The sequence below is a fragment of the Acidimicrobiales bacterium genome, from assembly GCA_041394245.1.
GTDB lineage: Bacteria > Actinomycetota > Acidimicrobiia > Acidimicrobiales > Aldehydirespiratoraceae > JAJRXC01.
This window is the reverse complement of sequence record JAWKIR010000002.1, coordinates 2,000,312-2,021,626: the sequence shown is the minus strand read 5'-3', so window position 1 is coordinate 2,021,626 and position 21,315 is coordinate 2,000,312. Positions and strand designations below refer to the sequence as shown.

Sequence of the window (21,315 nt, the reverse complement as noted above, 5' to 3'; positions counted from 1 at the left end):
GCGGGCTTCGTCGAATCAGCAACGGAGTACGCCTTGGACACCCACGGCCTGAGCGAGTCTCTCTCGCTCCTCGCAGCCAACCACCGCTGGACGTGGTCGGCGGAGATCAGATCCGTCTTCGAGCGACTCCCCGGGTTCGACGTGACCCGCCATCCGGCGTCGCTGGTCGCCGATCTCCAGGCGGCCCAGCTGACGGCACTGCTCGACGACGAGACGTTCGTCGCCGATGTGATCGACCACACGGCTACGGTACGGGCGCTCGCCGATGCCATCCCCGCTGCCCCCGAGGTCGCGTACTTCTCGCCGGAGTTCGGTATCACCGACGTGGCGCCCCAGTACTCGGGCGGGCTCGGCATTCTCGCCGGTGACCATCTCAAGGCCGCCAGCGACCTGGGTGTGTCGCTCTGCGCCGTGGGCCTGTTCTACCGAGGCGGGTTCTTCCGTCAGGACCTGGTCGACGGTCGTCAGCGCGAGCGGTTCGCCACCTACGATCCCACCGAGTTCGGCTGTGTCGACACCGGTGCGACGGTCGACATCCCCATGGGACGCCGCACGGTCACGGCCCGGATCTGGCGGATGGACGTCGGCCGCATCGCCTTGGTGCTGCTCGACACCGATGTCGACACCAACGCGAAGGCCGACCGTTCCATCACCGATCGGCTCTACAGCGGCGATCGCCGTCACCGGATCGAGCAGGAGCTCGTGCTCGGCGTCGGTGGCAGCCGCGCCATCGAGGCCCTCGGCTGGGACGCACCGGTACGACACCTCAACGAGGGTCACGCCGGGTTCCTCATCCTCGATCTGCTCGACGCCGAGATCGCGGCCGGGGCCACACTCGCCGACGCGATCGAGACCGTTCGGCCCCGCCTGGTGTTCACCACCCACACGCCGGTGCCCGCCGGGATCGACCGCTTCGACATCGCCATGGCGACCGAGTACCTCGAGCCGTGGGCGGCGGAGTGGGGGGTCCCCGTGGCCGATGTGCTCGCGCTCGGTCACGACGACGGCGACGACCCGGCCGCATTCAACATGGCGGCCCTGTGCCTCAGGGCCGCCGGTGTGGCCAATGGTGTGTCGAAGCTCCACGGTGAGGTGAGCCGCGAACTCTTCGCCGGCGTGCCCGGCGGCACCGAGATCGGTTCCGTCACCAACGGGGTGCACGCCCGCACCTGGGTCGCCCCCCGACTCCAGGAGACGTTCGACGAGATCCTGGGCACCGGCTGGGCCGAGGGCGACCCCGCCGCCTGGCAGAAGGTGTCGGCCATCGACGACGACACCGTGCGGGCCCATCGTCGCGCCGGTGGTGTCGACCTGGCGGATCTCGTGGCGAGCCGCACGTCGGCCACGATCGACCCCGACGCCCTGATCATCGGGTTCGCCCGTCGCTTCGCGACCTACAAGCGGGCCACCCTCCTGCTGCAGCATCCCGAGGCGCTCACCACGTTGCTGGCCGACGACGACCGTCCGGTGCAGTTCCTCTTCGCCGGCAAGGCCCACCCGGCCGACGAGCCCGGCAAGGCATTGCTGGCCGAGGTGGTCGCGTTCGGTGAGACCCCCGAGGCCCACGGCCGGTTCCTGTTCCTGCCCGACTACGACATCGCCGTCGCCCAGGCCATGTATGCGGGCTGCGACGTGTGGCTCAACAACCCCGTTCGCCCCCACGAGGCATCGGGGACGAGCGGCGAGAAGTCGGCACTCAACGGTGGACTCAACCTCTCGATCAGCGACGGCTGGTGGGCCGAGATGGCCGACGGCCGCAACGGATGGACGATCCCCAGCAGCGACGCGACCGATCCAGCGATCCGCGACCGAGAGGAGTCCGCCGCTGCACTGGCGCTCCTGGCCGACGCGGTGGTGCCCGAGTTCTACGGCCCCGCCGGCGGTCTCTCGCCGGCATGGATCGAACGGGTCCGCGACAACTGGCGCAGCCTCGGGCCCCGCGTCACCGCGGCGCGGATGGTCACCGACTACTGCACCGACCTCTACGGCCCCGCGCTCGCCGCCAGCCGCGGCCGGTGAGCCTCTGGCCGGGGTCCATGTACCCGCTCGGTGCCACGATCGACGACGGTGGGGTCAACTTCGCGGTGTATTCCGAGGTGGCCGAACGCATCGAGCTGTGCTGCTTCGACGAGGCCGGCAACGAGGAGCGCCACACGCTGCCCGAGGTCACCAGCTTCGTGCACCACGGCTACCTCCCCGGGCTCGGTGTCGGTCAGCGCTACGGCTACCGGGTCCACGGGCCGTGGGATCCCGCCACCGGCGTGCGGTGCAACCCGGCGAAGCTGCTGGTCGACCCCTACGCGAAGGCCGTCGAGGGGCCGATTCGTTGGGGCCCGGAGGTCTACGGGCATCGGGCCGACCGCCTCGACGAGGCCGACCCTCGCGACAGCGCCCCGTTCATGCCGAAGGCCGTGGTCATCGATCCGACCTTCGACTGGGAGGGCGACACCCTTCTCGACATCGCGCTGCACGACACGGTCATCTACGAGACCCACGTGCGCGGCATGTCGATCACCCATCCCGATGTGCCACCGGAGTTGCGCGGGACCTACGCGGGCATGGTCACCGAACCCGTTCTCGACCATCTCACCTCGCTCGGGGTGACTGCGGTCGAACTCATGCCGGTGCACCACTTCATCACCGAGCACAGCGTGGCGCAGCGGGGGCTCACCAACTACTGGGGCTACAACACGCTCGCGTTCCTGGCGCCGCACGGGCCCTACTCGTCGGTGGGCGACGGTGGTGGCCAGGTCCAGGAATTCAAGACGATGGTGAAGAAGTTCCATCGGGCGGGGATCGAAGTGATCCTCGACGTCGTCTACAACCACACCGCCGAAGGCAACCATCTCGGCCCGTCGCTCTCGCTCAAGGGCTTCGACAATCGCGCCTACTACCGGCTCGACCCCGACAACCCGCGGCTCTATGTCGACTTCTCGGGTACCGGCAACAGCCTCGACATGCGTCATTCGCAGTCGCTCCAGCTGATGATGGACAGCCTGCGCTACTGGATCCTCGACATGCACGTCGACGGCTTCCGCTTCGATCTCGCCGCCGCACTGGCCCGAGGGCTCCACGAGGTCGACCGACTGTCGTCGTTCTTCGATCTGATCCACCAGGATTCGGTGATCAACGGCGTGAAGCTGATCGCCGAGCCGTGGGACGTCGGCGCCGGCGGGTATCAGGTGGGCAACTTCCCGCCCCTGTGGTCGGAATGGAACGGCAAGTACCGCGACGGCGTGCGCGACTACTGGCGCGGCGCCGACGAGACCCTCGCCGACTTCGCCACGCGCTTCACCGGCAGCTCCGACCTCTACGCCTGGTCGGGTCGCCGTCCCTCGGCCAGCATCAACTTCATCACCGCCCACGACGGGTTCACCCTGGCCGATCTGGTCGCCTACGACCACAAGCACAACGAGGCCAACGGCGAGGACAATCGCGACGGCGAGTCCCACAACCGGTCGTGGAACTCCGGCCACGAAGGGCCCACCGACGATCCGGTGGTCGAGCGGGTTCGCCAGACCCGGCGGCGTTCGATGTTCGTGACCCTCATGCTGTCCCAGGGCGTCCCGATGGTGTCGGGCGGCGACGAGATCGGGCGGACCCAGGGCGGCAACAACAACGGCTACGCCCAGGACAACGAGGTCGGCTGGTACGACTGGGCCGATGTCGACAACGAGTTCCTGGCCTTTGCCCGGCGGGTCATCTCGCTGCGCGCCGCCCACCCGATCTTTCGGCGCCGTCGATGGTTCGAGGGACGGGCGATCCGGGGCGCCGACGTGCGAGACATGGGGTGGTACGCCCCCGATGGAACCGAGATGACCGACGACGACTGGGCGGTGGGTTACGCGAGTTCCCTCGCCGTGTTCCTCAACGGTGAGGCCATCACGTCGCCCGGGCCCAAGGGCGAGCGCATCGTCGACGACAGCTTCCTCGTCCTGTTCAACGCATACGGTGAGCCGATGACCTTCGTGATCCCCGACGGCCTGGGTGGCAGTGAATGGGAGATCGAGCTCGACTCGTCGAGCAACCCCGACCGCGGCGCCGCGGTGGCGAGCAACGACCGGTGGGAGGTCGACGCGTGGGCCACCGTGCTCCTGCGCCGACTCCCCGGCAAGGACGAGTGATGAAGGTCTTGTTCGCGACCGCCGAACTCACCCCGGTCGTCCGCGTCGGCGGTCTCGCCGAGGCTGCCGCCGGCCTGGTGACAGCCCTGCGGGCCGCCGGCATCGAGGTGCAGGTGGTGCTGCCCGACTACGGCGGCATCGAACTCGCCGACCAGACCGACATCGATGTCGAGATGCCGTGGTGGGTCGGCGAGTCGAGGGTTCGCCGCGGCCGACACGCCGTCGCCGGTGACCTCACGGTGGTGCACGTGCCGGGGATCGACCGCGATCACCCCTACGTCGACGCCACCGGCGAGGGCTGGCCCGACAACGACGCCCGTTTCATGGCGTTCTCCGCCGCGGTCGCCGCGCTCGCGGCGCGCGAGCGACCCGACGTGCTCCACCTCAACGACTGGCACACGGCGGCTGCAGCGGGGATGTTGCCCGACCGCCCACCGACGGTGCTCACCATCCACACGCTCGGCTATCAGGGCACGGCCGATCGGTCGTGGCTCGACAAGCTGACGGTCGAGGCCCATCGGTTCGCCTGGTTCGGTGGGACCAACCCGCTGGCCGGCGCGATCGAGCTGGTCGATCGGGTGGTGGCCGTGAGCCCGACATACGCCCGCGAGATCGTCACCCCCGAAGGTGGCATGGGGCTCGACGATCGCCTCACCGCTCTCGGCGATCGCCTCGTCGGGATCCGCAACGGGATCGACACCGCGATATGGGATCCGGCCCACGACCGCCACATCGCCGCCACCTATCGGGCCGACGACCGCAGCGGGCGCGACAAGTGTCGGCTCGGACTCGTCGAACGGGCCGGCTGGCACGACCCGAAACCCCCCATCGCCGCGATGGTCACCCGTCTCGTCGATCAGAAGGGGGTCGACCTCCTCGTCGACGCCGCCCGATTCCTGCCGGGCATGCAGCTGCGGATCGCCGTGCTCGGTGCGGGTGATGTCGGCCTGGCAACGGCCCTGCGTGCGCTCGCCGACGCCGACCCGGAACACGTCTGGTTCTTCGAGGGCTACGACGAGCCGCTCGCTCACCAGCTCTTCGCCGGCAGTGACCTGTTCGTGATGCCCAGCCGGTTCGAGCCCTGCGGGCTCGCGCAGATGCAGGCCATGGCCTACGGCTCGATCCCGGTCGTCACCCGCGTCGGCGGACTGTGCGACACCGTGACCGATGCCGACGACGACCGGTCGGGGGGCAATGGCTTCACCACGTCGGTCGACTCCGCCGGCCTGGTCGATGCCCTCCATCGCGGGGTCAGGGCCGTGCGCCACGCGGGTCGGCGCACCGCTATCCAGGGTCGCGGGATGAACGCCGACTGGTCATGGGACGGACCGGCGGCCGAACACATCGCGCTCTACCGGGAGTTGGTGAGCCGGTGACCGGTCGTCACGAGCGTTCGGCGACCCGAGTGCCCTTGGGCACGACCACCACGCCGCCCTCCGACACCGTGTAGGCGGCGGCTTCCCCGTGTGCGACACCGATCCGGGCCCCCGGTGGCACGATCACGTTCTTGTCGAGCACCGCGTTGCTGACCTGTGCGCCGGCACCGACCACCACGTCGTCGAGCAGCACCGCGTTCTCCACGACGGCACCGCCTTCCACCCGCACGCCCGGCGACAGCACCGAGTTGGTGACGACGGCACCGGCGACGACGGCGCCGTTGGAGAGCAGCGACCGTTGGACGGTCGAGGAACCGTGGACGCCGTCGTTGACGATCTTGGCCGGCGGCAGCGTGCGTCCGAGGTTGTAGATCGGCCAGTCGGCGTTGTAGAGGTCGAACGCGGGGAAGTCGTCGATCAGGTCCATGTGGGCGGCGAAGTAGCTGTCGATGGTTCCGACATCGCGCCAGTAGTGCGGTCGGTCGAGTTGGCCCGGCACCCGGTTGTGGGTGAAGTCGTAGACGTGGGCCTCGCCCCGGCTCACCATCATCGGAATCAGGTCACCGCCGACGTCGTGGCGGGTACCCGCGGTCTCGTGGTTCTCGTGGAGCAGCTCGACGAGTGCATCAGCGCTGAACACGTAGTTGCCCATCGACGCCAGCACCTCGTCGGGGTTGTCGGCGAGGCCGGTGACCTCGTCGGCCGACGGCTTCTCGAGGAACGAGCTGATCTTGGATCCCTCGCCGGTTTCGATGACCCCGAACTGGTCCGACTCCTCGCGGCGCACGCGGATGGCCGACACGGTCACCCCGGCCCCGGAGTCGATGTGATGGTCGAGCATCTGGCGCGGGTCGATGCGATAGATGTGGTCGGCGCCGAACACGAACACGAAGTCGGGCCGTTCGTCGTCGATCAGATTCAGGTTCTGGTACATGGCATCGGCGGAGCCGAGGAACCAGTGGGGACCCTGGCGCATCTGGGCCGGGATCGAGGTCACGTAGTTGCCGAGCATCGAGCTCAGGCGCCACGTTCTCGAGACGTGGACATCGAGGCTGTGGCTCTTGTACTGCGTGAGGACGACGATCTTGCGGTAGCCGCCGTTGGCCAGGTTGGAGAGCGGGAAGTCGATGAGCCGGTAGTGACCCCCGAAGGGGACTGCCGGCTTGGCCCGGTCGAGGGTCAGCGGTGCGAGGCGCTTCCCTTCGCCGCCGGCCAGGACCATGCTCAGTACTCGTGGACGAATCGAATCCTCAGCCATGAACCAAGAGTGCACCATGGCGAGCCGCCGCGGGGACCAACCGGAGAATGAACGTGCCGCAGACGCACACGGTCGAAGATCGCCCTGACCCCTCCCTGCGAGAGCTGGCGACGACTCTGGGAGTGGCGACCTCCTTCCGCGACGGGCTGGGAAACGATGTCGAGGTCGGCGCCGAGACCCTGGTGCGCGTCTGCGCCGCGCTCGGCGCCGAGATCGAGCGGTCACGCGATGCCGACGCAGCGTTGCGGACACACACGGCGACGCGTCGTGTCGCGCCGGCGGTTCGGGTGGCATGGGACGGACGCATTGATCTCCGCAGCGGGAGGGATTCGCTGACGCCCGCCGCGGTCCTGCGGGTCGAGGGCACGGCCGGCATGGACGAGCGACCGCTCCGGACCTACGACGACGGCAGCGGCGTGGCGGTCGTGCCCTTCGGGGTGCACGAGCTCGAGGTGGAGATGGGCGGCGACGTGGTGCGGTCGACGGTGATCGCTGCGCCGACCCTCGCGTGGAGGTCACCGGCGGCCGACTCGGCGCGGTGGGGTGTGGCGGTTCACCTCGGGGCGCTGCGGTCGGGCCGCAGCCGTTCGGTCGGCGACCTCTCCGATCTGCGGTCCCTCGCAGGGTCGGTTGCCGCCGCGGGCGGGAGCGTCGTCACCGTCCTGCCGATCCTGCCGACCTTCAACGACCCGCCGATCGAGCCGAGCCCCTACTCGCCGGTCAGTCGCCTGTTCTGGAGCGAGCTGGTGCTCGACGTCGGGCCCGGATCGGGGGCTCCCGTGGACCGCATCGACGTCGCCACGGCAGCCGCCGAGGTGGACCGCGCACTCGCCGACGTTCTGCTCGACGCAGACGTGGTCGACGCGGCGTCGATCGACGCGGAGCTGGCTCGCTACGCCCGCTTCCGCGGCGCGCAGCATCGACTCGGTCGCGACTGGCGGACGTGGCCGGCAACCGCCCGCAACGGTCGGCTCGGCGACGCTCTCGTCGATCCGGCGGTGGAGCGGTTCCATCTCGCCGCACAACTGGCGGTGCGCGATCAGCTGGATCGGCTCCGCCGGGATCTCGACGCCACCGGCGTGCGCCTGGGGCTCGATCTTGCGGTCGGGGTCCATCCCGAGGGCTACGACGTCTGGTCGCGGCCCCACCTGTTCGCCGACACGATGGCGGTCGGCGCGACACCGGACGCCGGATTTCCGAGTGGCCAGAACTGGGGTTTCCACCCGATGCTCCCCGAGGCGTCGGCCGCCGAGGGCCACCGGTACTTCCGGGCCGCGATCGCTCATCAAGCCTCGTTGGCCGGGCTGTTGCGGATCGACCACATCATGGCGCTGCGCCGCCTCTACTGGATCCCCGAGGGCATGGCCCTCGACCAGGGCACCTATGTCTCGTATCCGATGGAGGAACTCTTCGCCGTCCTCTGCCTCGAGTCGCACCTCCGGGCGTGCGAGGTGATCGGTGAGAACCTCGGGACGGTCCCGCCGGAGCTCGACGCGGCGCTCGGCCGCCACGGGATCAACGGGATGCGCCTGACCCAGTTCTCGGTCGGTGGGGGACGGGCGGTCGGCGATGTCGCGGCCGACGAGGTGGCGTTCATCGGTACCCACGACACACCGAGCTTCGCCGGCTGGTTGGCGGGCGACGACATCGACCTGCGGGTGGACCTGGGTCTCCTCGCCGCCGCCGACGCGCCGGCCGCACGGGCCCATCGCGCCGGGGTGACCGCCGAGCTCGTCGCCGAGCTCGGCGGCAGTGTCGACGAGCCCGCCGATCTGCTCGAACGGGTGATCGTCGCGCTGGGTTCGTCGCCCAGTCCGCTCGTGCTGCTGTGGCTCGAGGACCTGTGGCTCGAGCCGCGACCGGTCAACGTGCCCGGTACCTCGTCGACGGCCCACCCGAACTGGCAGCGACCGATGCGGCGCCGCTACGACGATGCCCTGGCCGACCCCGATGTGGCCCGGCTGCTCGCAGCGATCGACGCGGCCCGCCGGAGCCGCGGTGACTCAGCCTGACGGGATGAAGAAGCTGATTCCCAGGGGACCGGCGACGATCTCGATCGACTGATCGAAGCCGTGGGCGGCAACGGGTGCAGCCGCGACTTCGCCGTTGGTCGTGCCGCTGCCGCCGAAACGGGAGTCGTCGGACTCGAGGAGCGGACGCCAGTGGCCGGCGACCGGGACACCGATGCGATAGCCGGTGCGGGGGACGGGCGTGAAGTTGGCCACCACGAGGATCGGGGAGGCATTCGGTGCCTCCCGCAGGAAGGCGTAGACGCTGTTGGTGTCGTCATCGCCGATGATCCACCGGAAGCCGTCGTCGCGACAGTCGCCCACGTGCAACGCCGGATGCTCGCGGTAGAGCCGGTTCAGGGCGGTGACGAGGTCGGCGATCTGCCGGTGGGCCGGCGTCGCCAGCAGCGCCCAATCGAGCTCGGCCTCGTGGTGCCATTCGCCGGGCTGCGCGAACTCGTCGCCCATGAAGAGCAGCTTCTTGCCGGGCGTTGCCCACTGATAGCCATAGAGCAGCCGCAGGTTGGCGAAGCGCTGCCATTCGTCGCCCGGCATGGTCGCGAGCAGCGAGCCCTTGCCGTGGACCACTTCGTCGTGCGACAGCGGCAACACATAGTTCTCCGAGGTCGCGTACGCGGAGCGGAACGTGAGCTCGCCGTGATGATGACGCCGGTGGGCGGGGTCGCGGCGCACGAACTGGAGGGTGTCGTGCATCCAGCCCATGTCCCACTTGTAACCGAAGCCGAGACCACCGGCGTCGACCGGGTTGGTCACTCCGGGCCAGGCGGTCGACTCCTCGGCGATCGTCGCGATGTCGGGGTGGCGGGCGTAGAGGGTGGTGTTGAGATCCTGGAGGAACGCGACGGCCTCGAGGTTCTCGTTGCCGCCGTGCTTGTTCGGGATCCACTCGCCGTCGGCCCTCGAGTAGTCGAGGTACAGCATCGATGCGACGGCATCGACCCGCAGCGCGTCGACGTGGTACACGTCGCACCAGAAATGGGCGCTCGACAGCAGGAAGCTCCGGACCTCGGCCCGGCCGTAATTGAAGATGCAGCTGTCCCAGTCGGGGTGGTGGCCCAGGCGGGGATCGGCGTGTTCGAAGAGGTGGGTGCCGTCGAAGGTGGCGAGCCCGTGGGCGTCGTCGGGGAAGTGCGACGGCACCCAGTCGAGCACGACCCCGATCCCGGCGCCGTGCAGGGTGTCGACCAGCGCCATGAAGTCGGTGGGCGACCCGTAGCGGGCGGTGGCGGCGAAGTAGCCGGTGGTCTGGTAGCCCCACGACCCGTAGAACGGGTGCTCGGTGACCGGGAGCAGTTCCACATGGGTGAATCCTGCCTCGGTGACATAGTCGACCAGCTGGTCGGCCAGGGCCCGGTAGCCGCCGGGTTCGTAGCGCCACGAGCCGAGGTGGACCTCGTAGATCGAGACGGGGGCGTCGGTGGCGATCCGGGAGGCACGTGAACCCATCCAGTCGTCATCGCTCCACGCGAAGGAGAGGTCGGCGATCACCGACGCGGTGTCGGGCGGCTCCTCCTGGGCGAAGCCGAACGGATCGGCCTTCTCGAGGACGGCGCCGCCGGGGGTGTGGATCCGGTACTTGTAGCGCTGGCCGGGAGTTGCCGGGAGGTTGGCGCGCCAGACACCCGACGGGTCGGGATCGAGGTCGTCGTCGGGTCCGGGGGTCCAGCTGTTCATGTCGCCGATTAGCTGCACGCGGCTGGCGTTGGGCGCCCACACGCGAAACGTGGTCAGGCCTTCGGTGGCGTGCGCATGCGCGCCGAGGACGTCGTAGGCCGACACGTGGGTACCCCCGTTCCAGGCCCATGCATCATCGGCGGTGAAGGGCCGGCCCGTCCCGGCGTTCATCGTGTTCGGGCGGGTCGCTCGGTGGCCGTGGGCAGGTTCACCCGCTCAACCTACCGGGGTGCCGATGGAGGGAGCGGCGACCGGCTCAGCGGCAGGGCGCCCCCATCACCAGGGCGCACATCGGGCAGCACGGCATCCGGGCAGCTTCCGGTCGCCGTCGGATCCGCAGCCCGCACAGGGTCGTGAACGTGCCATCGGCGGCGGTTTGCGTCCCGTCGTCGATGCGGGCGTGATGGTGGACCCGGTTGTTCGCGTCGTGCTCGTCGGTGTCGGACTCGACGTTGTACACGCTCGTGTCGTCGAGCGGGGGCCGGGCGACCATGGTCGCAGGCTAGGCCGGTCGCACGTCGTACTGGATCTGCATCTCCTTGATGCCGTTGATCAGGTTCGAATGCAGCCGGCGGGGCGGGGCGCCGAGCTCGACGTTGTCGATCGTGGCGAGGAGTTCGGTGAAGAGGAGCCGCAGCGAGAGACGGGCCAGGTTGGCACCCAGACAGAAGTGCTCGCCGATGCCGAACGACTGCTGCGGATTGGGTGTGCGGTCGATGCGGAACGTGTGGGGGTCGTCGAACACGGCCGGGTCGCGGTTCGAACCGGCGTACCACATGAGGACCTTGTCGCCTTCGGCGATCGCCTGCTCGCCGATCGTGGTGTCACATGTGGCGGTGCGGCGGAAGTGGTGGATCGGCGGCTGCCACCGGAGGATCTCCTCCACCGCGCCGGGGATGAGGTCGGGGTCGGCCCGAAGTCGCGCCATCGCCTCGGGATGTTCGATCAGCGTGTTGAGTCCGTGCGAACTCGCCGTCCGGGTGGTCTCGTTGCCGGCGACGATCAGGAACATGAAGAAGAGCGTGTACTCGACGTCGGTGAGTTTCCGGCCGTCGACCTCCGCCTCGAGCAGCATGCTCGTGAGGCTGCCGGTCGGGTTGGCGCGCTCGCGCGCGGCCAGTTCGTTGGCGTAGCCGAAGATCTCGACCGAGGAGTTCATCGACGTCTCCGGCGTGGGCGCGACCTCGGGGTCCTGATCGTCGATCAGGGCGTGACTGAGCTCGTAGAGCCGGAAGCGGTCGGCCTCGGGCACACCCATCAGCTCGCTGATCGACCACATGGGGATCAGCGCCGCCACGTCGGTGACGAAGTCGCAGCTGTCGCGGTCGCGGAGCTTGCCGACCACCCGGGCCGTTTCGGCTCGTAGCGAGTTCTCGAGCTGGCCGATCATCTTCGGGGTGAAGGCCTTGGCCACGATGTTGCGGAACGCCCGATGCTCCGGCGGATCCATCCCGATGATGATCATCCGGACCTGATCCATGCTCTCCGGTTCGAGTCGGGTCGGCCCGCCGACCCAGCTCGAGAAATCGCCGGGCGAGGTGGAGACCCGACGCACGTCTTCGTGCCGGGTGATGGTCCAGAACCCGGGCCCGTCGGACTCGGGATGCCAGTGGACCGGGTCCTCCGTGCGGAGCTTGTCGAGCCAATGGTGGGGTGCGCCCTTCTCCCATACCGACGCGTCGGTGAGGTCGATGTCGCTCAGATCGATGTCGTTCAGGTCGATGTCGCTCACGCCGCCGCTCCGGTCTTCGCGAAGTCGGACTCGACGAGCTTGCCGAACTTCTTCAGCATCCGCTTCACCATGAACGACATGACGGTGTCACCGAACTTGGCCTTCAGACCGGTCTTCTCGCCCCCGGAACTCATTGCCATCGTCCAGTCGACGCGGCTCCGGCCACCGCCGAGATCGGTCACCCGGTAGTCCTCGGCGAATGCCTCGACGCCCTCCTTCGACACCTCGTTGAAGCGGAAGGCCATCCGCTTCCCGTGGTCGTAGGCGATGAACTCCTCGTAGCCGGTGAGCCCGCCGCGCATGTGCACGGTGCGGGTCGACCCGACCTCGAGGGGGAAGTCGGACGTCCACTCGACGCCGGTGATCGGCATCGCCCACTTGGTCCAGGCCTCGGCGTCGAGGAACGCCGCGAAGACCTGCTCGGGGGTGGCGGCGACCTCCACACTGGCTCGGTGCAGGGTGGGGGCGTGCTCGAAGAACTCGAGGCCCACTTTCTCGCAACTGACGGTCATGGATGACTCCCTTGTGAATCGAGATCGGTTGGTTCGAGATCGGCCGGTTCGAGATCAGCCGGTGTGAGATCAGCCGGTGTGAGATCAGCCGGTGTGAGATCAGCGAGGAGCACGGGGACGAGGAACGACTCGACCATCGCCCGCTCCGACTCGGCGTCTCGGCCGGGCATGGCCAGCAGCGAGATGATCGAGCGGAGGAGCCATTCGGCCCGCCGTTCGAGTTCGTCCTGGCTGTGCGGCTCGGGAGCCAGCTCGGCGAGGAGCCCGGCGGACATCGTCCGCAGGAGGTCGGAGTTCTGGCTGACCTTGATCGGCACCGCCATGTTCTCGGGCTCGAACCATTCGGACATGGCCGGGTCGGAGCGGACCGAGGCCACACCGGCGATCACCCGGTCGGCGAGCGAGTTCGGTGCGCCCGCTCGGCGTTCACCGGCCAGGTACCTCGCCGTCCGCAGGGTCGCCCGATGGACGAACGCGAGGTGCAGCGCCTCCTGGTTGGGGAAGTAGCGGTAGAGCGTCGCCCGCGAGCAGCCGGCGACCGCGGCCACGTCGACCATGGTTGCCTTGCCCACTCCGAGATCGGCGAAGGCCCGGCCCGCCGCGTCGAGGAGCGCATCGACGGCGTGGCCCTCGTCCTCGTGACGACGCCAACGGCTCTGAGACATGCGGCTGTGAGACACTTCGCCTATTGTGCCTCACAACATGACCGACGCGCGCACCGACCTCATTCTCATCGACAAACCCCGTCCCCACACGACGGTGATCACCCTCAACAATCCGGAGCGGATGAACTCGATGGCCTTCCGGCTGATGGTGCCGCTCCACGAGGCGTTCAAGGAGGTTGCCGAGGACAACGACACCCACACGGTGATCCTCACCGGCGCGGGGCGCGGGTTCTGTTCCGGCGCCGACACCAGCGACGACGGTGGACCGCCGCCCAACATCGAGGGCATGACCCTCACCCGAATCGCCAGCAAGGCGATGTCGGTGCTGGCCGATCTCGTCCCCGCCATGCAGCGGATGCCCCAGCCCGTGATCTGTGCGATCAACGGAGCTGCCATCGGCGGCGGCATGTGCCTCACCCTCGGTGCCGACATCCGTCTCGCCGGCGAGTCCGCCTACTTCCGTGCCGCCGGGATCAACAACGGTCTCACCGCCACCGAGCTGGGCCTCAGCTTCCTGCTGCCTCGGGCCATCGGATCGTCGCGGGCGATGGAGATCATGCTCTCCGGGCGCGACATGGATGCGCACGAAGCCGCCAACATCGGTCTCGTGTCCCGCGTTGTGCCCGACGACGACCTCCTCGCCGAGGCGCTCGATCTCGCCGACCAGATCAACGGGTGGAGCACCCACGGCACCCAGCTCACCAAACGGACGATGTGGGCCGGTCTCGAGATGGGCAGTCTCCGCGCCGCGATCGAGATGGAGACCCATACCCAGCTCTACATCCGGATGACCACGAAGAACTTCGAAGAGGGCGTTCGGGCCCGCAAGGAAGGCCGCCCGCCGGCCTTCCAGGACTGAGGAGCGCACATGACCGACGGTCCGATGCAGGGCATCAAGGTGCTCGATTTCTCCATCGCCCTCACGGGTCCCTACGCGGCGTCGCTGATGGCCGATCAGGGGGCCGAGGTGATCAAGGTCGAGCGTCCGGGCATCGGTGACATCGCCCGCTATGTCGGGGTGATGGTCAACGGGATGAGCTCCCTCTACCTGGTGTGCAACCGTGGGAAGCGGTCGATCGCGCTCGATCTCCAGCTCGACGAGGGACGCGAGATCGCGCGTCAGCTGGCGGCAGAGGCCGACGTGGTGATCGAGAACTTCCGGCCCGGCGTCATGGAACGACTCGGACTCGGATACGACGACATCAAGGCCCTCAACCCCGACGTCGTTTACGCGTCGTTCTCCGGCTTCGGCGACGAGGGTCCGTACCGCGACCGCAGTTGCTACGACACCGTGATGCAGGCATACGCCGGGTTCGCCACGACGCAGGCCGACCCTGACGACGGCGTTCCGACCTTCCTGCGCCAGACCGCAGCCGACAAGGTCACGGCGCTCTACGGATCACAGGCGATCGCGGCGGCGTTGTTCGCCCGCGCGCGGGGTCGCGGGGGCCAGCACGTGAAGCTGTCGATGGCCGACGCGGCCGTATCGTTCCTCTGGGCCGACGCCGCGGGCAACGAGGTCATGTTGGACGCCGACGGGTCGCAGGCCTCGAGCTTCGTCGCCGGGTTCCAACCGATGGCCTTCAGCGACGGGTGGGGCATCGTGACCCCGACCTCGGATCACGACTTCGCCGGCATGTGCAAGGCGCTCGATGTCGACGGCTGGGACGATCCGCGCATCGCGACGGTCGGGGAGCGGATCAAGAACCGCGACGTGCTCGCGCCCGTGATGGACATGGTCTACGCCATGGCGGCCAACCTGACGATGGAGGAGGCCTCCGTGCGTTTCGAGCGCGAGCGGGTGCCCTACTCGATGATCCTGACTCCCGATCAGCTCACCCGTGATCCGCACGCAGTCGCCATCGGCATGTTCGTCGAAGCCGATCATCACCTCGTCGGCCGCACCCGGCTGCCGCGGCATCCTGCGCAGTTCACCAGCACACCCGCGACCCTGACGGGGGATTCCCCCGCCCTGGGTCAGCACACCGACGAGATCCTCGCGGAGCTCGGCCTGGGCGACGAGATCGCCGCCCTACGAGAGAAAGCAGTCGTCACATGATGAAGTCCCCACAACGCCGCTGGCGAGTCTGGGCCGTCTCCCTCCTGGTGCTCCTCGCACTGGTGGCCGCCGCATGCGGTGACGACGATGGCGCCGCCGGCGACGACGACAGCGGCACGACCTCCACGACCGTCGCGCCGGAACCAGACGACAGCGCCGACGAGACCCCGGACGTCACCACCACGGAGCCGGTCGAGTTGACCGCGTCGTGGACCGGTGTGACCGAGGAGGTCATCCGACTCGGTTTCACGACCACCGACCTCGTCCGGCTGCGGGAGATGGGCCTCGTCGACATCGACCGCGGCGATCCGCAGGTCGTGCTCGACGCCCTGATCGCCGACATCAACGCCCGCGGCGGCATCCACGGCCGCATGCTCGAGGCGCATCTCGAAGTCATCGTGCCCGTCGACGCGACCGCAGCCGACGAGGCCTGCGTCCGCATGACCGAAGACATCCAGGTGTTCGCAGTGCTGGGGCCGTTCGCCGGGCCCAACAACGACCTGAACCCGTGCATCAACAGCCGCAACGCGACGATCATCGTGGGCGGACAGCCCACTGCCGAGCAGTTGGCCGTGTCCGAGGCGCCCTGGATCTCCAACACCATGTTCGCGGGGCGGCGGTTGGCCGGCGTGATCGAATTGATGGAGGGAGAGGGACTGCTGGGTGACAAGGTCGCCGTGGTCGTGAGGCCCGAGGAGCAGAACTTCGCGGACGACATCGTGATTCCGGCACTCATGGAGCTCGGCAAGGACGTGGTGGACGTGGTCCAGGACAGCAGTCCGAGCGACGTCGTCGCCGGCGAAGCGCAGTGGGAACGGTTCATCGAGTTGTTCAAGACCGAGGAGGTCGACAGCGTCGTGATGGTGGAGAACACCGGCACGTTCGGAGCGACCCAGCTCGCGAAGTCCGATCTCGATGCCAACTACCTCCTGGCCGACACGACGGCGCTGCTCCGCGGCCTCGGTGCGCTCGACGGCGCCGTGGCCGCCGACCTCGAAGGGATCATCGGTTCGGCCGGTCCGTCCGAAGAGGAAGTGTGGGAGCTCGAGTCGACGCAGGACTGCGTGAGGGTCTTCGAGGAGGCCAATCCCGGTGAAACGGTGCTGCCCACCACCGAGGTGCCCACGGGTGAGCCCGACTGGTTCGGCAACATTCTCCCGTTCTGCGCCTATCTGCGACTCTTCGAGCTGGTAGCGAACGCCGCCGGTCCGGAGCTGACCCACGACTCGTTCCTCGCGGGGGCGGAATCCCTCGGCGAGATCGACATCCCGGGCCAGGTGTTCGCGAGCATGGGGCCGGGCAAGTACGACGCGGCCGACGCGATTCGTCTCACCGTCTTCGACGCCTCGGTCGGCGCGAACGGCGGCGAGGTGCCCTACGGCCCGCTCGTCGCTGTCGGCTGAGGTCCGTGGCGATCACCGATGCCGTCCTGGTTCACGGCTCCTTCTCTTCGGAGGCGGCGTGGGATCCGGTGCTCCCCGGTCTTCGGGCCGGGGGGCTGACGCCCCACGCCATCTGTCTGCCCGGTCACGGGCGCCGCGGGGATGAGGCGGGACCCGACGTGGATCTCGTACGACACGCGGACGCGGTCGTCGAGTACGTGACCGAACACGACCTCCGGGACATCATGCTGGTCGGCCACAGCTATGGCGGCATGCCGGTCACCCAGGCGTGGAACGGGTTGCGGGATCGGGTCGCTGCGGTCGTCTACGTGGATGCCGGCGTCGCTGCCGAGGGCCAATGCCAGCTCGATCTGCTCCCCGCCGACAAAGCCGCCGCGACTCGTGAAATGGCCGCGGCCAACGGCGGGATGCTCGCCGCTCCGGAGCGCCCCACCCCTACGTTTCCGCTGGCGATCGCGGCGTTGAGCACCCCGATCCGTCTCGACGGTCCGTTGCCGGCCGGGGTGCCGCGCACGCTGATCCTCGCGACGGGGAACCCGGGCTACCACCACGGCCAGGCGGCCGACCTGCGCGGCCGGCCCGACTGGTCGGTGATCGAGATCGAATCGGGCCACAACGTTCTAGGTGAGAAGACAGGCGAACTCGTCGACACCCTGCTGTCCATCGCTCGCGGCGATCGGTGACGTCGAGCGTGGCGGTGACCGACCTGTGGGAAGCGTTCGCCGGCGCGGTCGTGCGCATCTCGCTCCCCGACGGCGACCATCGCATCGAGCCGCGGTCGCCCGGGAGGACGGGGGACCACCCCTTCGGGTCGCCGATCCACATCATCACCGCATACAACCCCGGGGGAATCGAGGCCGACGTGGCGACCAACGAGGCCCGTCACGCGGCGCTTGCCGAGGCATTGGGCGCGCGTGAGACCTTTGCCACCGTCGGCAGTGCACCCGACGGCTCGATGGCCGAGCCCGGACTCGCCGTGATCGGGCTCGAAGCCGACGAGGCCGTCGAACTCGGTCGGCGGTTCGGTCAGGAGGCGATCTACCGTTGGACGGCGGACGCGCTCACGATCGTCGGCGTGCGCGTTCCTGACACCGTCGAGATGGGATGGTCGCTCGTCCGCCTCTAGCACGACGCTCCGCTACGGGAACGTCAGCCCGCTCCGCTCCAAGGCCTCGCGGACCGGGGCGTAGTGCGTGTGGTCGACCGGCACGAGATGGGTCAGCGCCGCGGCTCGCAGCGCGTCGACGACCTCGGGGTCGTCGTTCGCGTCGAGGAGCGCCCGGCGGACCTCGGCGACCAACTCCGGTGAGAGATCGTGGCGGGCGACGAGTGGCTGCACGGGCCACGGCCCGAGTCGATCGACGAGGCGGAGATCGGCGACGGCCGTGTCGTGACGGCTCCGCCCGATCCGGACGACCGAGTCGACCACACAGGCATCGACCTCGCCGGCCACGAGGGCGTCGAGGGAGTTGTGGTGGCCGCCCGTGAACACGAGCTCGGCGAAGTCGCTGGAGTCGTAGCCGAGCTCGTCGATCGCGATCCGCAGGGCGTAGTGGCCACTCAGACTGACCACGTCGTTGCACGCGATTCGGCGACCGGCGAGCTCGGCCAGAGAGTCTGCGTCGGAGTCGGCCGCCACGACCAGGTCACCGAAGTAGACGGGGCGCCCACCGGAGTCCGGATCGTCGGGAACCCAGGCGACACCGGCCAACTGCACCGACGGCGCTTCGGCCCGGAGGGCGAGATCGACGAACGACGTCGAGCAGATCCAGCCGAGGTCGAACGTGCCGTCGCGGAACGGGTCGACCTCGGCCGGCGGGCCCGAGGTCTCGGTCTCGAAGTGCACCTCGGCCCCCATTCGATTCGCGAGGAGTTCGAACAGGGATTCCGGGAAGCCCGGCGACATGTAGGAGACGAACCGCACCCCGGCAACCTACCGAGAGCGGGCCGCCCTCCTCCGGTGGACACGAGAGGCGGATGGCCGGCGTTTCGGGGCAGTATCGCTGCGAGCCTCGGTCGACGAGGAGCACACACCGCGTCCGGAGGGACCCGCCATGGCCGACTACGACTACATCACCTACGAGGAGATCGACGACGGCACGATCGTCCGGATCATGCTCAACCGGCCGGAGGCCCGCAACGCGCAGAACCGCGGGATGCTCGTCGAGCTCGATGCCGCGTTCGGCCGAGCCGAGGCCGATGACGACGTGCGGGTCGTCATCCTGGGCGGCGAGGGGCCGATGTTCTCCGCCGGTCACGACATGGGCTCGAAGGTCGCGATGGAGGAGTACGCCACCCATCCGACCCGGGCCATGAACGGCGGCACTCGGGAGGGCAGCGAAGGGCTGATGCTCCAGGAGTGGCACTACTTCTTCCAGAACACCCTGCGATGGCGGAACCTGCGAAAGATCACCATCGCCCAGGCCCATGGCGCCAGCTACGCCGCCGCGCTGATGCTGCTGTGGTCCTGTGACCTCATCGTCGCCGCCGACGATGCCACCTTCGCCGACGTGGTGGGCACCCGCCTCGGCATGCAGGGTGTGGAGTACTTCGCCCATCCGTGGGAATTCGGTCCTCGCAAGACGAAGGAACTCCTGCTCACCGGCGACGCGATCGGTGCGGAGGAGGCCCACGCCCTCGGGATGGTCAGCAAGATCTTCCCGGCCGACGAGCTTTCCGAGCGCACGGTCGAGTTCGCCCGCCGGGTCGCCCAGGTGCCGACCATGGCAGCGCTGTTGATCAAGCAATCGGTCAACCAGACCATGGACAATCAGGGATTCACCAACGCGCTCCAGGGCTGTTTCCATCTCCACCAGCTCAACCACTCACATTGGGCGACGCGCACCGACGGCCCCCAGAAGCGTTGGGTCGCCACGCCCGACGACGGCGCCCTCGACTGGCGGACGGCGCCGCCGGTGCAACTGGCCGACGTGAACACCGTGGGCGGGGTCGCGGTCGGCGACTGACTCGCCCGAGGCGACGCGGGGACTGGGGCCGGCGCGGGGTCGGGCGGTACTCTCGGCGGGTCGCCCGAGACCAACCGACAGGAGCCCGCAGTGGGACAGAACCAGCGCTCGCAGATCACGATGACCGACGAGGAGATCGACGTCTTCATCGACCAGAGCCGGACGGCGACGATGGCCACCGTCGGTGCCAACGGCGCGCCGCATCTCGTGGCCATGTGGTACGCCTGGCTCGACGGGACGGTCTGGTTCGAGACGAAGTCGAAGGCGCAGAAGGTGGTTAATCTCCGCCGGAACGACCGCCTCTCGGTGATGATCGAGGACGGCCTCACCTACGACCAGCTGCGGGGCGTGGCGCTCGAGGGTCGCGGCATCGTCATCGAGGACCCCGACGAGATCTGGCGCATGGGTGTCAACGTGTTCGAGCGTTACAACGGGCCCTACAGCGAAGAGATGAAGCCGTTCGTCGAGATCATGCTGCAGAAGCGTGTTGCGGTGAAGCTCGAGGTCGAGCGCGTCCGCTCCTGGGATCATCGCAAGCTGGGCATGCCGGCGATGGATCTCGCCGGCACCACCGCCCCGTTCATCGACGGTGCCGGCTGAGCGTCAATCGGCGACCTTGGGCTGTTCCGCCGCCGTGCGGTAGTCGTCGTAGGGCTCGTCGCGCTCGGTGAGGGTCGCGGTGAGGCCCTTCTCCTGCACACCCTGGATGAAGAGGCGCATCGACTCCGTGTGGGTGCCCAGCGCGCACAGCTCGGTGCCCTGGCGGATGCCGGTGCGCAGCCCCATCACTTCCATCTGGCGGTGGACGACGCGCTTGTTGAGGGCGACGACATCGGACGGGGTCTGGGCGATGCGAGCGGCGATCTTCAACACCTCTTCGGTGAGGTCCTCCGCCGGGAACGCCTGGTTGGCCCAGCCGTACTGGACGGCCTCGAGACCGCTGACCGAGTCGCCGGTCATCATCATTTCCATCGCCTTGCGCATGCCCATGAACCACGCGTGGAAGTGCATGTCGGGCACGCCGAAGCGGGTCGCCGGGTAGCCCATCTGGGCATCTTCGGCCATGTAGACCAGGTCGCAGCAGGTGGCGAGCTCGGAACCGCCGGCGAGGCAGTAGCCGTGGACCTGGGCGATCACCGGCTTGGCGAGGTCCCAGATGCTCATCCAACCCTCGGTGACGTGACGGGGCCACTGGCCCTCACCGCTCGCGGTGAAGAAGGGCAGCTCGTACCCTTCGTTGCCGCCGGCGAGGTCGTAGCCGGCGGAGAACGACGGGCCGTCGCCGCGGATGATCGAGACCTTGACGGAGGGGTCGTCGTCGGCTTCGCGCAACGCCTGGAGGATCGCGCCGCGCAGCGGGTGGATCATCGAGTTGCGCTTGTTCGCCCGATTGAACGTGACCCGTCGCACGCCCGGGATGGGATCGTCGAGGATGACCCACTGGTGATCGTCGGGGGTCTCGCCGCCGGCGCTCGGATTGGGTGTGACTTCTCCGTATTCGCTCATGGAACGGACC

The 21,315-nt window shown here is 68.6% G+C and carries 19 protein-coding genes; 11 read left to right on the top strand and 8 right to left on the bottom strand.

Annotation, left to right across the window (positions count from 1 at the left end):
* Positions 1–33 precede the first annotated feature (33 nt).
* The 3 genes from glgP to R2707_10135 are packed head-to-tail and all read left to right on the top strand — an operon-like array spanning position 34 to position 5,500.
* Complete coding sequence (gene glgP / locus R2707_10145) at positions 34–2,019, top strand: alpha-glucan family phosphorylase (GenBank protein ID MEZ5245446.1); 1,986 nt, start codon at positions 34–36, stop codon at positions 2,017–2,019.
* Complete coding sequence (glgX, locus tag R2707_10140) at positions 2,016–4,124, top strand: glycogen debranching protein GlgX (GenBank protein ID MEZ5245445.1); 2,109 nt, start codon at positions 2,016–2,018, stop codon at positions 4,122–4,124. The genes glgP and glgX overlap by 4 nt, the downstream gene beginning before the upstream one ends.
* Positions 4,124–5,500 carry a glycogen/starch synthase gene (locus R2707_10135; GenBank protein MEZ5245444.1) on the top strand — a complete coding sequence of 459 codons (1,377 nt, stop codon included), beginning with the start codon at positions 4,124–4,126 and terminating at the stop codon, positions 5,498–5,500. Before glgX ends, R2707_10135 begins: the two co-directional genes overlap by 1 nt.
* 7 nt (positions 5,501–5,507) lie before the next feature.
* On the opposite strand, the gene glgC is transcribed toward R2707_10135, so the two are convergent.
* The gene (gene glgC, locus R2707_10130; GenBank protein ID MEZ5245443.1) at positions 5,508–6,758 is read right to left on the bottom strand and encodes a glucose-1-phosphate adenylyltransferase; all 1,251 of its coding nucleotides are present in this window, start codon (positions 6,756–6,758) and stop codon (positions 5,508–5,510) included.
* Positions 6,759–6,880: 122 nt separating this feature from the next.
* Here glgC and R2707_10125 point away from each other — a divergent pair, with 122 nt between their 5' ends.
* On the top strand, positions 6,881–8,770 hold the full coding sequence (locus R2707_10125) for a 4-alpha-glucanotransferase (GenBank protein MEZ5245442.1): 1,890 nt from the start codon (positions 6,881–6,883) through the stop codon (positions 8,768–8,770).
* Here the strand turns inward: R2707_10125 and glgB are convergent.
* The 5 genes from glgB to R2707_10100 form a co-directional block, all read right to left on the bottom strand.
* On the bottom strand, positions 8,762–10,633 hold the full coding sequence (gene glgB, locus R2707_10120; protein MEZ5245441.1) for a 1,4-alpha-glucan branching protein GlgB: 1,872 nt from the start codon (positions 10,631–10,633) through the stop codon (positions 8,762–8,764). The genes R2707_10125 and glgB overlap by 9 nt on opposite strands.
* 85 nt (positions 10,634–10,718) lie before the next feature.
* A complete protein-coding gene (locus R2707_10115; GenBank protein MEZ5245440.1) occupies positions 10,719–10,955 on the bottom strand; it encodes a hypothetical protein in 237 nt (78 codons plus the stop codon).
* 9 nt (positions 10,956–10,964) lie between these two features.
* Complete coding sequence (locus tag R2707_10110; GenBank protein ID MEZ5245439.1) at positions 10,965–12,194, bottom strand: cytochrome P450; 1,230 nt, start codon at positions 12,192–12,194, stop codon at positions 10,965–10,967.
* The gene (locus R2707_10105) at positions 12,191–12,706 is read right to left on the bottom strand and encodes an SRPBCC family protein (protein ID MEZ5245438.1); all 516 of its coding nucleotides are present in this window, start codon (positions 12,704–12,706) and stop codon (positions 12,191–12,193) included. The genes R2707_10110 and R2707_10105 overlap by 4 nt, the downstream gene beginning before the upstream one ends.
* Positions 12,703–13,371 carry a TetR/AcrR family transcriptional regulator gene (locus R2707_10100; GenBank protein ID MEZ5245437.1) on the bottom strand — a complete coding sequence of 223 codons (669 nt, stop codon included), beginning with the start codon at positions 13,369–13,371 and terminating at the stop codon, positions 12,703–12,705. The genes R2707_10105 and R2707_10100 overlap by 4 nt, the downstream gene beginning before the upstream one ends.
* Positions 13,372–13,408: 37 nt before the next feature.
* Between R2707_10100 and R2707_10095 the strand changes: the two genes are divergently transcribed.
* From R2707_10095 to R2707_10075, 5 genes are read left to right on the top strand one after another with little or no spacing between them, the layout of a single operon-like run.
* Complete coding sequence (locus R2707_10095; GenBank protein ID MEZ5245436.1) at positions 13,409–14,230, top strand: enoyl-CoA hydratase; 822 nt, start codon at positions 13,409–13,411, stop codon at positions 14,228–14,230.
* Between the two features lie 9 nt (positions 14,231–14,239).
* Positions 14,240–15,430 carry a CoA transferase gene (locus tag R2707_10090; protein MEZ5245435.1) on the top strand — a complete coding sequence of 397 codons (1,191 nt, stop codon included), beginning with the start codon at positions 14,240–14,242 and terminating at the stop codon, positions 15,428–15,430.
* The gene (locus R2707_10085) at positions 15,427–16,833 is read left to right on the top strand and encodes an ABC transporter substrate-binding protein (protein MEZ5245434.1); all 1,407 of its coding nucleotides are present in this window, start codon (positions 15,427–15,429) and stop codon (positions 16,831–16,833) included. Before R2707_10090 ends, R2707_10085 begins: the two co-directional genes overlap by 4 nt.
* Before the next feature lie 5 nt (positions 16,834–16,838).
* Entirely contained in the window at positions 16,839–17,516 is a 678-nt protein-coding gene (locus R2707_10080; GenBank protein ID MEZ5245433.1) for an alpha/beta hydrolase, read from the top strand.
* 14 nt (positions 17,517–17,530) lie between these two features.
* Positions 17,531–17,959, top strand: a complete 429-nt coding sequence (locus R2707_10075; GenBank protein MEZ5245432.1) for a DUF3293 domain-containing protein — start codon at positions 17,531–17,533, stop codon at positions 17,957–17,959.
* A gap of 12 nt (positions 17,960–17,971) precedes the next feature.
* Here the strand turns inward: R2707_10075 and R2707_10070 are convergent, their stop codons facing one another.
* Positions 17,972–18,757 carry a PhnD/SsuA/transferrin family substrate-binding protein gene (locus R2707_10070; protein ID MEZ5245431.1) on the bottom strand — a complete coding sequence of 262 codons (786 nt, stop codon included), beginning with the start codon at positions 18,755–18,757 and terminating at the stop codon, positions 17,972–17,974.
* 130 nt (positions 18,758–18,887) lie between these two features.
* Here R2707_10070 and R2707_10065 point away from each other — a divergent pair, with 130 nt between their 5' ends.
* Positions 18,888–19,799, top strand: coding sequence for an enoyl-CoA hydratase (locus R2707_10065; GenBank protein MEZ5245430.1), 912 nt, complete (start codon positions 18,888–18,890; stop codon positions 19,797–19,799).
* A 90-nt stretch (positions 19,800–19,889) separates the two neighbouring features.
* Positions 19,890–20,399 carry a PPOX class F420-dependent oxidoreductase gene (locus tag R2707_10060; GenBank protein ID MEZ5245429.1) on the top strand — a complete coding sequence of 170 codons (510 nt, stop codon included), beginning with the start codon at positions 19,890–19,892 and terminating at the stop codon, positions 20,397–20,399.
* A 3-nt stretch (positions 20,400–20,402) separates the two neighbouring features.
* On the opposite strand, the gene R2707_10055 is transcribed toward R2707_10060, so the two are convergent.
* The gene (locus R2707_10055) at positions 20,403–21,305 is read right to left on the bottom strand and encodes an enoyl-CoA hydratase-related protein (protein ID MEZ5245428.1); all 903 of its coding nucleotides are present in this window, start codon (positions 21,303–21,305) and stop codon (positions 20,403–20,405) included.
* Positions 21,306–21,315 lie beyond the last annotated feature (10 nt).

Coding starts and splice junctions, on each gene's coding strand:
- R2707_10055 (MEZ5245428.1), bottom strand. CDS start 21,305: ATGAGCGAATACGGAGAAGTCACACCCAATCCGAGCGCCGGCGGCGAG.
- R2707_10090 (MEZ5245435.1), top strand. CDS start 14,240: ATGACCGACGGTCCGATGCAGGGCATCAAGGTGCTCGATTTCTCCATC.
- R2707_10105 (MEZ5245438.1), bottom strand. CDS start 12,706: ATGACCGTCAGTTGCGAGAAAGTGGGCCTCGAGTTCTTCGAGCACGCC.
- R2707_10095 (MEZ5245436.1), top strand. CDS start 13,409: ATGACCGACGCGCGCACCGACCTCATTCTCATCGACAAACCCCGTCCC.
- R2707_10085 (MEZ5245434.1), top strand. CDS start 15,427: ATGATGAAGTCCCCACAACGCCGCTGGCGAGTCTGGGCCGTCTCCCTC.
- R2707_10065 (MEZ5245430.1), top strand. CDS start 18,888: ATGGCCGACTACGACTACATCACCTACGAGGAGATCGACGACGGCACG.
- glgB (MEZ5245441.1), bottom strand. CDS start 10,633: ATGAACGCCGGGACGGGCCGGCCCTTCACCGCCGATGATGCATGGGCC.
- R2707_10135 (MEZ5245444.1), top strand. CDS start 4,124: ATGAAGGTCTTGTTCGCGACCGCCGAACTCACCCCGGTCGTCCGCGTC.
- R2707_10100 (MEZ5245437.1), bottom strand. CDS start 13,371: ATGTCTCAGAGCCGTTGGCGTCGTCACGAGGACGAGGGCCACGCCGTC.
- R2707_10115 (MEZ5245440.1), bottom strand. CDS start 10,955: ATGGTCGCCCGGCCCCCGCTCGACGACACGAGCGTGTACAACGTCGAG.
- glgC (MEZ5245443.1), bottom strand. CDS start 6,758: ATGGCTGAGGATTCGATTCGTCCACGAGTACTGAGCATGGTCCTGGCC.